The 14,257-nt window shown below is 45.4% G+C and carries 7 protein-coding genes; 1 reads left to right on the top strand and 6 read right to left on the bottom strand.

All coding sequences use genetic code 11. The annotated features are described in order from the left end of the window. Nucleotides 1-80: 80 nt before the first annotated feature. The 5 genes from ACE3K2_RS16605 to ACE3K2_RS16585 form a co-directional block, all read right to left on the bottom strand. Complete coding sequence (locus tag ACE3K2_RS16605; RefSeq protein ID WP_421892354.1) at nt 81-674, bottom strand: YdeI/OmpD-associated family protein; 594 nt, start codon at nt 672-674, stop codon at nt 81-83. A 369-nt stretch (nt 675-1,043) separates the two neighbouring features. Beyond that, entirely contained in the window at nt 1,044-1,784 is a 741-nt protein-coding gene (locus ACE3K2_RS16600; RefSeq protein ID WP_421892351.1) for a hypothetical protein, read from the bottom strand. Nucleotides 1,785-2,194: 410 nt separating this feature from the next. Continuing rightward, nucleotides 2,195-2,671, bottom strand: a complete 477-nt coding sequence (locus tag ACE3K2_RS16595; protein ID WP_421892348.1) for an EVE domain-containing protein — start codon at nt 2,669-2,671, stop codon at nt 2,195-2,197. Further along, nucleotides 2,668-3,234, bottom strand: coding sequence for a DinB family protein (locus tag ACE3K2_RS16590; RefSeq protein ID WP_421892345.1), 567 nt, complete (start codon nt 3,232-3,234; stop codon nt 2,668-2,670). The genes ACE3K2_RS16595 and ACE3K2_RS16590 overlap by 4 nt, the downstream gene beginning before the upstream one ends. 73 nt (nt 3,235-3,307) lie before the next feature. Beyond that, nucleotides 3,308-4,255: a helix-turn-helix transcriptional regulator gene (locus tag ACE3K2_RS16585; RefSeq protein ID WP_421892342.1), complete on the bottom strand. Its 948-nt coding sequence runs from the start codon at nt 4,253-4,255 to the stop codon at nt 3,308-3,310. Between the two features lie 163 nt (nt 4,256-4,418). On the opposite strand from ACE3K2_RS16585, the gene ACE3K2_RS16580 reads away from it, so the two are divergent. After that, a complete protein-coding gene (locus ACE3K2_RS16580; protein ID WP_421892339.1) occupies nt 4,419-9,755 on the top strand; it encodes a beta strand repeat-containing protein in 5,337 nt (1,778 codons plus the stop codon). Between the two features lie 103 nt (nt 9,756-9,858). On the opposite strand, the gene ACE3K2_RS16575 is transcribed toward ACE3K2_RS16580, so the two are convergent. Beyond that, nucleotides 9,859-13,398 (bottom strand): S-layer homology domain-containing protein, encoded by a 3,540-nt coding sequence (locus ACE3K2_RS16575; RefSeq protein WP_421892336.1) that lies wholly within the window; start codon nt 13,396-13,398, stop codon nt 9,859-9,861. Nucleotides 13,399-14,257 lie beyond the last annotated feature (859 nt).

Raw genomic sequence — 14,257 nt, 5'->3', positions numbered from 1 at the left:
TATATTCATTATTTACTTATACGATTATCTTAGTGGAAGACGTTATATTTGTCAATTGGAGAAAAGCTTTATAACTCAAATTAATCATTCAACCCTTTTCCCTCCATGATCGGCTGTATGTACTTCTCGATTCGTGACACTTTTGTTTTGGATTGCTTCGGTTGTGAGAAATAATAGAGATAGGCCCGCTGCCGTCCGGGTGTCAGTGCTTCAAATGCATCTCGGAAAGCAGGATTCTCATCGAATTGCTGTTGAAGTTCCTCGGGAACGTTATATTCGGCAGTCTGTTTCATCTCCACTTGCAATCCGGCTTGTTCCACTTCAATCGCTTGCTGAATATAGGCTTTGATGATTGCCTCCTGCTCCACAATCTGCTCCAGACTGGTGAAGCGAAGCTGGCGCTCGGCCTGTACATTCTCCGTTTGCTGAACCAAAATGCCATGTGTATCCTTCAGCAGAGCACCTTTGAAGAACAGGATCGCGACGTACTCTTTGAATCCATGGATTAGGACGATGTTTTTCCCATCGAGCATATAACACGGATGCATCCATTTCATATCCTCTGTCAGGTCAAAATCCCGAATAATCTCTCTCAGCTTCGTGGACTCTTCCTGCCACGTTTTGAGTTTCTTAAGATAGCCGTCAACTTTGCGATTCCCACTTGTATCCATCATGGAGAAATACCTCTCTTTACCTCATGTTCTTATAGGTTCAATTGTACTGGTTTTCGGTGGATTGTACAGCGTTGCTTACAGAGCTTTTATTGACTTTTCCACTTGAATTTAAACCTTAATGGCAAGAAAACACTTCAGAAAGTGGACGCGATCTTCCTTAATAGGAAAATGGTAACGCAACTTTATTTTTCTGGGGAGAAGGAAAGAAAGTGATTAATAAGACGGACCCACAACTGTTGGATAAACTCGTAGAATAATCTGAAATCCAGTCCAATTAATTCCGGCTATGTATAAGCAATAAGACTGCCGACTCCCAAGTACGGAGGCTGACTGTCTCATGTAATTGTACGTGTTGATGGACAGAAAGTCTTATGAACCTTCAAGCACCTTATCTTCAATTACAGGCGCCGGTATTTCTTTAATCTCAACGGATTCTTCCGGAGCAAAGCTCTGGATCTTCATCGGCATTGAATCCAGGTATTTATACTCTTCGGTCTTGGTAGAGCTAGTTACAATTTCACCGTTTTTGTCCTTCTGATAAATCACACGTTTCGTAGGTAAACCCGTATTTACATCAATGGTTACAACTTCCTTGTAGAGATTATCCTCGGAGACAGCATTTTTCTCGTTACTCTCTGTAGCAGACCGGGATTGTGTGCCCGCAGTTTCCAGTACTGTCCAATCCTGACTCTGTAATTCTTCTTTAGCATTCTCCAACAGCGAGATCTGTAGCAACTTCTCATTTTCAGCAGCAATGTTGTCCGGCATGGTCCAGGTATTCCCAACTAATTTCCCTGTCTCGAAGTCACGACCATACGAAGTGATTTTCTTACCACCATCTTCAATAATCAATTTATTATGAAGCTGGTTATCACGGTACTCCTCAGTGATTTCTGTCAAATTCACGCGGTCCCGATAGCGAACAATGTATGATCCATCTTCAAACGATTCTTTAATATAATCTACTTTACCTTGGGTTGCCTTAAGTGCTGCACTTTCAACATCGCTTTGAGCACTAACTACAGACGGTTCATTCAGGTACATATAGCCACTCACAGATGCGGCTACCAGTGGTATGGTAAGTAGTGAAACCAATGTTTTTTTCTTCACAGGTTGACCCTCCTCTTATTTAGTTAGTATGTATTCTTAACGCTTTATTCTGCTTTTAAGTTCCAGCCATTTACATATTCACTATCAAAAGATCCGGTTGAGTTAGAACCTGCTTGGTAATCTTGTAATCTCCACGCATTCGGATTACATGTAGATGCCGATAATTCTAATCAAAGGATTGCATATTATAGTCAGTCTTCAATTGAAAATCAAAAAAGCCGCATGATTAGCGGATCATCGTGCATTCTTAAATATCATACGCTTACTATTGGTCTGTTGACCAACTATTTATAACATGGACACAACGGTTACTCATGGAAGTCTCAGACATCCGTAATGATCGTCGGAGCTTTTATGATTATCCATAATATGAAAAGATCCATAGACAATCTATGGACCTTTACATTTAGTTAACATCTCTGGCTTAAGCTAATATCTAGTAGTGACTGTGTTTCCTTTTCCAACATTGCGGAAGCTATTATCATGAAGTCTTCAGCCCCGATCTCAAAGTGACCTCTACGAAATGGAACCCCCCAGTTGCGATTACCACGCGTAAAACTGAGTTGATCTAACAACGTTGCTATCTTTACTTCTCGACACGGAAGATAACGGAGATCTCGGCGAAAGGGTACAAATGAATCGGACATCTGGTATTGGTACACCTTGTCGTCGATAATCTGACCAATAGCGGTAAAAGCCTGAAGTGGCTTCCCTGTTGATATCTCTGTACGGGGAGAATAGTATATCATCCAATCACCCGGGGACATCTGGCGCAACATCGCTGACTTTCCATGGCACAGCTGCGCAAACCCTCCCTCTACGGCTACACTTACATGAGAAGCAGATACAACACCAATCCAATACCTGCTATCCTGATTTGGTTTCATAGATCCATCCCATCCCCTTCTCTCGTATACCTTTCCAGATTCGATATCAATCGATCCAATTGTAAAAAATGATGTCTGTAGTGCATCTCTATCAACAAAAACCACTCCTGAGCGTTTAGAGTGCCAAGCCTTGGATGACGTATTTTGTTGTTTACCGATGCTTGGTATAAAAGGGGTTCTGTACTTCTCATCCGTTCCACTACCTCGTGAAGCCCATCGATCAATCCCTCCTTGCTCTCGGGTGGTTGCGGAGTGTATTGCGGGGAAGCAGGTACTTTAACAGGAACGGGAGGGAATTGTCCTAATTCAAACACCTGCCTACCCAGTTCTGTTTTTTCCTCACCCGAGTTTAACTTCAAATCCTCGTTGCTCAAACACTGCTCAATATTAGGCAGCTGCATGAAAAGGGCTGATTGAATCAAATGTACATACATCTGTCCAATGGACCATTCCTCTTCACTTTGTTTTTTAAGTAAGCTACACATATCCAAGTTGTTCAGTTCTGCCAAATATCGTTCTACTGCCGTTTCCAATGATTTCAATGCTTCCGCTGTGCTTCTCATCCTGTAACCAACTCCAATTCCTCTTGATCTGTGATATACCAAAGTATAAAAAAACACTACTGACAGGTGTATGTCAGTAGTGTTTTAAGATGTTTTTGGCTACTTCCTGCATTCGGAATCGTAATGACTCCGGCTCCAAAACCTCGATATCTCCACCCCAGCCGAGTAAATAATGCAATATCTCCTCGGGATAGCGGACACGAAAATGAAAAATTACATCTTCCTCTTGCTCTTCAAATGCATCCATATAAAAATGAAGGGCCTCCATAATTTTGTCCGCAATTTCTGGTTTAGCCCTGATTAATATTGGTTCATTACGGTCGTCAGGAGGTCGATAACTGTTTAGATCAAAATCCGGGGGCAAAAGGAATTGATCCTCCAGCACGGAAAGTTCAGTCATGCGTGATAAACGGAAATGACGAATGTCTTGTCTTAGATCACAACGTGCGATCAACACCCAATTCTCCTGAACAAGTGAGAGTCCATACGGTGAAACCTCACGCATGTGATACCGATTGCCATCCGTTCCTGGAATTTTTTTCAGGTACATGAAGCTGAGCTTACGTTGCCCCAAAATGGCATTACGTATTTGGTTAAGGTATGTTTTCACCCTAGATCTGGTTAAAGGTTCAATTGTATGAAGCAGTCGCATCGTTTCCCGAACACGCGTGGATTCGTTACGAACGGATTCAGGTAAAATCGCTTCAATTTTTCGTTGAGCCGACCTTGCCTCCATCGCGTATTCCCTATCCAATCTCTGTTCGATAAAATCCGCTCCCATGAGCAGGGATACAGCTTCTTCTGCGGTGAAGCTTACCGGGGGCAGAAAATATCCTTCCATCAGGGAATACCCATGACCCGGAGCTCCCATAATCGGAACGCCAGCTTCACTTAATGCCTGAATATCTCGATATATCGTACGTACACTTGTCTCCAATTGAGCAGCCAAATCTTCTGCTCTTAACATCTTTCTTCGCTGCAATTCAAGCGTAATCGCAAGCTGCCGCTCGGTTTTGTTCATGTTCCTAGCCCCCACCGTTTCATCATCCAGAACAACTCATTCTATTATACATACTGCTCTGGAGGTTACCACGTACCTACTTGAAATTACCTTGTACCTTCACATATTTTTTTTCTAATCCAATATATTGATTATTATGTAATGTTTGAAGGAGGGTGAAACAGTGACATTCATTGAAAGGTATGTGATCAACGATACTGGAGCTATAACATTCACTGGTAACACTTTGGGTCTGAGCCGATCCAATACGGTGGGTGTTCCAGGTACGGTGGACAGTATTGGCGCTTATATTATTACGGATACAAGTGTGCAGTTTGGTACTTATCCAGCGGGGACAACCAATGTATTTCAGAATAATAGCTCCGCTGCAATTCTGAACCTGCCTCCAGGCAGCACGGTCCTCTATGCGGAGCTGATTTGGGGAGGAACGTACATTGATAACCAGGAAAACAATTCTGCGTTTATTAATAAGGATGTCATACTCACGACACCTGTCGGTGTAACCACTGTTTCGCCTGATCCAGCCACCGCCAGAGAAGTGGTGCTTTCGACGGCGTCTGGATTTCCAAGGACCTTTGCATATGTACGATCATCGGACGTGACTGATCTAATTCGAGTTGGTGGAGCGGGTACATATGTTACAGGCGGAGTTGTAGGCACGTTGTCTATTCCCGATCCCACTTCGAATAACGCAGGCTGGACGCTAGGAGTCGTTTACCGCAATCCTGGCTTCCCCTTGCGAAATCTCTCCATTAGGGTAGGAGCAGAAGTCATTCTCTCTACATCGGGTCCGGTCACAACGCCAATCGAAGGCTTTGCCACGCCATTTATTGGCCCGTTGTCAGGTCGGGCTTTGCTTGGCGCACAGGAGGGAGATGCTAATAAATCGGGTGATCAGGCTCTGTTTGGTCCAAATGTCTCTACTCTAAGAGCGTTATCCGGGCCTAATAACTTTGCAACGAATTTCTTCGCTTCCCAAATCAACGGAGATACCGGGGCACTGAATACTACAGGCACCTTTGGCAATCGGAACCAAATCAACGGGACACCAGGGACCAATATTGTTGGCGGACGACAAGGATGGGACATTACGAATGTAGATGTCAGCAACACCCTTGTTAACACCCAAACGTCCGCTTTGTTACGTTTGACAACTTCAGGTGATGGGTATTTGGTTGATTCCTTTGCACTCCAAATTAATATTAACACCCCTGTAATCACTGCCACCAAAACTGCGAGTGAACAGAATGCCATTGTCGGAGATACCATTACGTATTCGGTGCTTGTTGAGAACACCTCGGTTTCAAACGCTACAGACGTGATTGTGTTCGACAATATTCCTGTGGGAAGTTCGTTCATACCTGACAGTGTTACAATTAATGGGGTACAGCAGCCGGGGTCGGAACCCATAACTGGTATATTTGTAGGTGCTCTTCCCGCCAACACCTCGGTTATTGTTACATTCCAGGTTCAGGTAACCTCATTGCCTACGCCACCTCGTCTATTTGACCAGGCCAAAGTTGGTTATACGGCACCAACCGTTCCTGATGGACCCATCATTTCCAATGAGGTTCCCTCCAACACGGTGACGATACCGGTCTTTCAACCGGACATTACAATTGTAAAAAGTGCGGATACTGCCAACGCTCTCATCGGCAGTACAGTTACATACACCTTGGTCGTAACCAATATCGGAAACATTGATGCACTTACAACGGTCACAGACCCTATTCCGGACGGTTCCAACTTTGTACCCGGAAGCGTTACGGTTAACGGGACTGTACAGCCCGCAGATGATCCTGTTACTGGCATCAACCTTGGAAATGTGGCCATCGGTGATACGGTAACCATCACATTCCAGGTACGGGTGACTGGATTGCTGCGCGGGTTTAATCTAACCAATCAGGGTACTGCCAACTATACGGCCCAACTTCCTGATGGCCGTGTGATCACAGACACATCCGTTTCCAACATCGTAACGGTGACTGTATCAACTCCGACGGTCAGTGTCACCAAAACAGCCAGTGCCATTGATGCTGTTGTAGGAGATACCTTAACGTACACCATCGTTATCTCCAACACAGACACTGACCCGATTAACAGTGTTGTATTTACAGATGCCATTCCAACCGGTTCGGTATTTATTCCTGGCAGTGTGACCGTGGATGGAATCGTTCAGCCCACAGCAGATCCAACCACAGGGGTTAGTCTTGGAACCATTGGTCCCGGTGTATCTGTGACCGTCACATTCAGCACAAATGTTATTTTTCTACCCGATCCGTCCGAACTTGCTGATCAGGCACAGGTTACATTTATAAGCGGGCCTTTCGAAGCCGCTTCCTTCTCTGACCCACTAACCATCCCTGTATATCAGCCTGTCATTATAACAACCAAAAGCTCCGATCCTGCCTTTGCAGTGGTCGGACAAACGATCACATACCAAATAAATGTAACGAATACCGGTAATATTGCCGCATCATTAACACTTACAGATGTGATTCCGTCTGATGCCGCCTTTGTATCAGGGACGGTGATTGCCAATGGCGTTCCTTTGCCTGCTGCAGATCCTAATGCTGGTATTTCACTAGGGACATTGGCTCCAGGAGATCGTGTGTTCATCACGTTTCAAGTCATCGTTAATACACTGCCCGGCGGTCAGCAATTAACAAATCAGGCAACGACCGATTTTACATTCAGTCCGCCCGATGGACGTGTCATTTCGGGAAGTGCCCCTTCCAACGAGATCATCATCCCTATATCTACAGCCGACCCCATTTTGACCAAAACAGCTGATATCAGCGATGCCGTGGAAGGTGATGTGATCACTTATACCGTCGTTTTAGACAATATTGAAAGCTTTACTGTTAATAACATTATTTTTACAGACTCGATCTCGCCCGGTACCGTGTATATTCCAGATAGTTTTACCTTGGATGGGAGGGTCATACCGGGAGCCGATCCTTTCACTGGTATTAATATCGGGAGCATTCCCGGCAATACCGAAGTTATCGTAACCTTTAAGGTGAGTGTTTCCGATCTGCCAGCACCCTTGCCCAATCCATTTAATCTAACAGATCAAGCGACAATCAATTTCATCGTCGGAACAACACCCCTACAGAATTTGTCCAATATTGTGACTACTCCTGTATATGGGGCAATTATTGATATCACAAAAACCTCTTCTGACTCGAATGCCATTGTGGGAGATACAATTACTTACTCGCTTCTCGTAAACAATACGGGAAATTTGAATGCCGATGTCATTTTATTCGACCCATTGCCGCCAGGAGAGACATTTATCCAGAACAGTGTATTCATCAACGGGAATCGTTGGAGTGGAACCAGCCCTGTGACAGGAATTATTCTTGGCACCGTATCACCTGGATTTCCAGTTTTCATTACATTCCAGGTTGCGGTCACATCATTGCCTGATCCGCCCATACTGAACAATCAAACCAGAGCCGATTATATTGCCCTTGTACCCGACGGCCGTGTTCTTAGTGAAAGTGTTCTATCCAATATTGTCTCTATACCTGTTACAGCTGACAATATTATATCCGTAGTCAAATCCGCACCTGTGAACCATGTTCAGATCGGGGAGGTGATCACCTATACCCTCGTAATTAATAATAATGTTTCCTTGCCAATTAACGATATTTTGCTTACGGACCCCATTCCGGCAGGTACAACATTTGTACCCGGAAGTGTTACCGTTGATGGAGCCGTAATCGCTGATGCTAATCCGGCTACAGGCATAAGAATTGATATGATCATGCAAAACGGCACAGCAGTCGTCACTTTTCAAGTTGTAGTTAACGATAGCGTTATTAATGAACCTGAACCCGTCCTTCTAATCAATCAGGCGAATGTTCAATTCACCACAGGAAATTTCACCGATACTGTACAGTCCAACACCGTAATAATTCCTGTTCAAATCCCATTCATTTCTATATACAAAGCAGCTTCTATCCGTCATGTGCAGATTGGAGACACCGTTCAATATCAATTGTCTGTGAGTAATGAAGGTCAGACTCCAGCCAATGTTATCCTGTTCGATCCGTTGTCCTCCAATACGAGCTTTGTAGAGGGAAGCGTCGTATCCGGCGGTCTCAGTTTACCCACATCCAACCCGGCAACAGGTATTGCGGTTGGGTCAATTGCTCCAGGACAGACGATTGAAGTATCGTTCTTAATAACCATAATCTCCATACCACCGAGTCTGGAGATTATCAATCAAGCAATTGCGAATATTTCTTTTCTTACTGCAGACGGACGAACACTCACTTACAACTCACAGTCCAATCGAATCATTCTCAATGTGAGTAATCCCAATGTGTCTATTAACAAAACGGCCAATCGACCGGATGTCTCACCGGGTGATTCCATTATCTATACCATTTATATACGTAATAACAATAGATCGCCTATAAGTTCGGTTGTATTAACCGATTCTGTTCCCCCAGGAACATCATTTGTAACCGGAAGTGTTGTTGTTAACGGAGTGGCAACACCGACGGGTGTCCCTGCGAACGGAATTATCCTCGGTATTATTCCACCGGGAGGTACCACAACGATTTCCTTCCAAGTGATAGTAAATGAAAACACTACTCTTTCTTCGATTATAAATCAGGCGAATCTTCGGTATACCCTGGGACAGACGGTATTTACAATTGAGTCCAATCCTACCAACGTACTTGTGACTTCCACTTCGACAACACAGATTAACCTTCAAAAAACAGCGGACAAAACGTCGGTCGTTGTCGGAGATACCATCACCTATCAAGCTAGGGTTACCAATACGGGAAATACAGTCGTTCAGGTCACAATAACGGATTCAATCCCGACCGGAACACGCTTTGTGGACGGCAGTGTGAGGTTAGACGGACAACCGATTGCTGGAGCCAATCCGGCTGCAGGCATCTTTATTGCGGCTCTCCAGCCTGGTCAGATTGCCAATACTACGTTTGAGGTCATCGTTATCAACCAGCCCGTAGGTGGCAATATCGTTAATCAATTCACAGCTACATTTCAAGCTCAGGGGCAAGCAACCTCCGGCTCACTCCAATCCAATACAGTGGTTATACCCAGCCGTTTGCCACAGCTTACTATTGTCAAAAGTGCTAACAAACATGAGGTTGAAGTCCATTCCCATCTTCGCTACAAAATTTTGATTCATAACGCAAGCTCATTGCCAGCGTCAGATGTCATTCTGAAAGATGCCATTCAAGCAGAGTCCACTTTTATCGCTGGTAGCGTGGTGGTTAACGGACAGCTTCAACCCGATGGAGACATTGTAAAGGGACTTCCACTGGGTACAATCGCTCCAGGAGCGACCGTAGACGTTCAATTTAATGTGCTGGTTCACACCATACCTGAACACTTCAGGTTGCTTAATCAGGCTTTATTACATTTTAACATTGCATTGCCAGATGGCAGTTTACTTCCTTCTTTTCTAGCCTCCAATAAGACGGATGTTGAGATTATAGAACAGGAGGAATAGGCTGAGCTTAGACCAGACTTTTCATAACCTGCCCACATGCAAAATAAACAAAGGTCATCCTTATCAGGGTGACCTTTGTTTATTTTCATTAGTTATTTTGCATTTACACGTGAAGCGCCAAAAGCAGTTTATAGATCATCGACACAGCTTCCGCTCGAGTCGTTTCACTGCCTGCACGAACCGTATGGTCCGTATATCCGCTCACAATCTTCGCCTGCACCGCTGCATCCAGTGCTTCTTGTGCCCAAGACGGCGTCTGCGATGCATCCGTGAAACTTGGTTTAACGGATGTATTGCCAGACATTCCGGCTTGTGCATCTGAACTTGCTTTCAGCGCATTCGCCATCATGACTGCCATCTCGGCACGCGTAATCGTCTGATTGGGCTTAAATGTATTATCACCGTAGCCTGTCACGATTCCGGCTTGCACGGCTGCGGCAATATCACCTTTCGCCCAGTCTGGCAGACTACCTTGATCTGCAAATGTCAGATCCGTTTGCACTGATTTTAATACCAGGGCCTTACTGAGCAACGCAACAAACTCTGCCCGTGTGATCTTCTTCGATGGTTGGAATGTTCCATCGGTGTAACCTTGAATCACGTTCATGCCCAACAAACGATCTGCGTAGTCGGAAGCCCAGTGTCCATTCAGGTCCGACAGATTCACCGGTGTGTAACTGGACACAACAAATGTGCCCAGATGATTAACATTGGCCGTTATGCTGCCTGCTGCATTCAGCTTGCCACCGATAAATACCCAGCTCTGACGAGCTTCATTATAATAGTAGATTGCAGGTTGGGTGCCGTTAGGCAAATCTGCCGAATCCACATTCAGGCTTAATGCCGCCTGATCATTCAACGTTCTTCCACCACCGCGACTGATCTGTACAGCTTGTCCAAGTACATTCAGGGAAGCTGTATTCTGCAAATTGTCCTTGGCAACCACAGACACTTGCAGCGTATCTTTGGAACCAATGGCTCCGGATGGAACATTGAATTGCACAATGTCTTTCAAACCCGTTTGGACAGGCTGATTCGCTTCCACCTCAACCTTCACTTCAGTGGATGAATCTGACCCCGTTTCCGGGTTGGTTGATGTGGTTGGAACGGTAGGCGTTGTTGGCACACTTGGTGTACTTCCTCCAGAATTCCCACCAGAGTTGCCTCCATTACCTCCACCTGAACCCCCGCCACCATTGCCTGAGCGGGCTTGTACAATCACGGTACGGATAACCTCCTGTGCAGCATTACCAGCGATATCCTTCACGTTATACCGAAGGGTGTAGATCCCCGCTGCTTGTGTGTTCACCGTGCCATCCACCTGCACGGAACCACGGATGCCAACATTATCAGAAGCCTGTGCTCCAGGCTCGTTGTATGTGTCTCCCACATTCAGCGTCATCTGGCTGCTACCTTGCAGGGTGATGACGGGAATCTCACGGTCTATTTTAATGACCAGAGGTAAAGTATACGTTTGTTCCAGATCATCGGTTGCCCGGAATAAAAGGTTGTGCTCCCCCGGCTCCGTTATCTCCAAAAGTGTATTCTCTGTATATGGTACGTATGTCTGCCCTCCATCACGAGACAACTCGATGATTGCAGAAGTAGCAGGCGCGTATACTGCGCTGGTTACACTAACGGTTACAGACTGGTTCGTCCATATATCTGTGTGATACGGCTGGCCGTCAGCAGTTGTCATCTTGCTTTTTAACACCAGCGCCTGATTATTCGTGCCTTCCACAATGACAGTGAACGTTTTGGGTTGTGATTCCGTGCCACGCTGCACGGTTGCTGTCAGTTCCAATCGCTCATTATTGTCCGGTTGCATAAGCAGCTTGCCCTCGTTATTCATTAGTTCCGGCTTGGAGCTGGACCAACTAATGGTTGCACCATGCTTCCCTTCAACAGGAAGGGTAAGATCGGAATGGACCGCGTTCAGATCGCCCAGATCGATTGCTTGAAGCGTATCGGTTACCGCCTGTGCGTCACTGTACGGTGTGGCACTCATGAAGATTGGGTTGGAGTAGAACCACAGGTCGCGATAGTTGCTATCGTTGATTTGATTAAAACGGGTCGTTGCATCAGCTGTCGTATTTTTCGGATCAAGTTGTGGTTCACCATTGACAGTCTCACCTGTCACGTTCATGCCCAGATTCGTACCACGCAGGCGGAAATACTTGTCCTGGTCTGTAGCTTTGATCTTGTAGGTGATGACATTATAGCCCTCCGCATCTGTCGTCCAATCGTTGGATGTGAAGGTAGCCAGTACTTTGGTAGAGTCGTTGGTGTCTTTGGTGTATGCGGCTGTACCCTTCTCGGCCTTGGCTGTCACATCCCCGGCGATGAGATCGACGTGATCCACCACAGGTACTTGTCCGGCGGACGTGCCGCTGTTGATTGGAGTTTCATAGTTGTTGCTCGTGGTTGGACTCTTAAAACGAATCTTCAACTCTACTTCATCGCCTTGGGTCACATTAAGGTCTCCACCCATCTCAACCTGAGCACCCGCTCCGGAAGCCGTGAAATCCAGTGCGTTGATCAGGTCACCGAATACGGAAAATGATTTCCCCGAACGCAGTCCATCCAGGACAGCCTGCATACCAGTACCCTCAACCCAGGTATACGTCTTGGCATACTCGCCCGGAAAATAACCACTGGAATTCGTGCCAATCGTCTTGAAATGGTAGTCCGAATTGCCATAATTCCAGAAGTGACGTCCTTCTCCAAGCAATGCATCCCATAATCCGCCAACCTTGGCGACCATGTAGTCTACACCCCCGTATGTACGGTATTTATATCCATCATCAGCGGTCGGATTAGCTACATTGTAACTTGTGTTGTACCCTCCACGATCCGGTTCCATCTGGTTACCCAGCATGCCCTCGATACCAAATACCACTTGTGGAGCCAGATCGTTGAAATCACGGAAGTCCGCGATCGTATATTTGTTTTTGCCGCGTGAAGGATGGTTGATCATCGCATAACTTGTCATTGGATAGTTCGTTGCGAGCCAATTGATGGCGGTTAAGGCATCCTGATGAGTTGTGTAGGCACGCCCCCCGTTCTGATCCCATTTGGCTACGTCAGCCGCATTAAAAAGGTTCGCTGCACGATTCGTGAAACGGTATTCGAATTCCTTGGCAGCGTTCAGCGCTTCGTTTGAGTTCGGCTCATCCGTAAGAATCCCCACTCCAACGTGTTCATGTGTTGGCATGTCCCATTCGAAACCGGAGAAGATCGTTTTACCTGCATATTTGCCTGCATCCTGAAGTGCCTTGATCTGTGGTACCTGATATTCATTCATTCCTTGGGACATGGGGATTGGTCCACCCGAGATGTCGTTCCCGTTGTGATCTCGCTTGGATAAACGCAAATGATCCGTAAGTGCGATCCAGTCCAGCCCATATTTGGTTAAACCCGCGTCGAGCACGTTCTCCAGTGAAACCTGTGCATCATCGGACTCAAACGTATGTACATGCAAATCTCCCGTTTGCCATGAACCTGTTGCCGAGCTGTAGGTTGGGGTGTTATCTCCTGCATCTGCATATGTTATCGCAGCAGGGAAAGCTCCTATGATCATCCCTGTAGCCAAGGGTATAAGCGTAAGCATAGCGAACATTTTCTTACCTTTATGAATGAACAAAATCGTACCACCACCCGTTCTGAGTTGTTGTGTCGAGAGTAAATATAAGAGACTTTTGGGAGCAGGGTCAACGGCCTGAAAACATGTATTAAAAATTTTACATATACCTGCATTTTTTCATATTCCGTTAAAGGTTACTCAATCTTTTCCTAATAGAGCCATGCTCTGTCCTGCTCCATTTTGAGATAGTGAATCTAGGAAAAACGCAGCAAATAGGAGGTGATACAAAATTCAGAGATTGTTCACGATTCAGGAAAGTTCCACCACTGCTGTGCATCATTGGGAGGAGAACTCGCGTAGGAGGAATGTTGAAACGGAGTAAATAGTGGATTTTGTAAAAAATCAGAGTAACGTGTACGTTGAGTATAGAAAAAAAGTACCCACGAACTAAAGGCATGATATGCCCAGAAGCCGCAGGTACTTTGAGTTGAGCGGGATTTTGTTTCCGCCTTTACATCTTTACTTTTGTAAATTTTGGACAAGTTGTTTAACAAATTAGACCCCATCTTTACTCTATATTCAAACTGGAAAAATACGATAAACAAACCGATAATATGTAGATGGCTAACAACACAAAAATCAATCTCCGTACACTACAGGAACGTCTACAATTTCATTAATTCCTTGTAATACGGATTGTGTATAATTCATCTTGCTGCCTTCATGACTGCCACAACCACCTCATGAGATCAAAATTCCTTGGTCCGTTAGTACCTGAGTAAGAAGTGATTTTGGGGAGTTTTGGAACTTCATTAGCTTTACTATCCATAACTTTCTGTCATTAAACCGGCCACTAATATAATCCTGCGTACGTACATCAACTGAAATCCTGGGATGGTTAGCTCCTTGTCAATGTTCT

It is taken from the genome of Paenibacillus sp., assembly GCF_048976745.1.
Classification (GTDB): Bacteria; Bacillota; Bacilli; order Paenibacillales; family Paenibacillaceae; genus Paenibacillus.
Note: the sequence above shows the minus strand (reverse complement) of the source record. Positions and strands in the feature narration are given on the sequence as shown.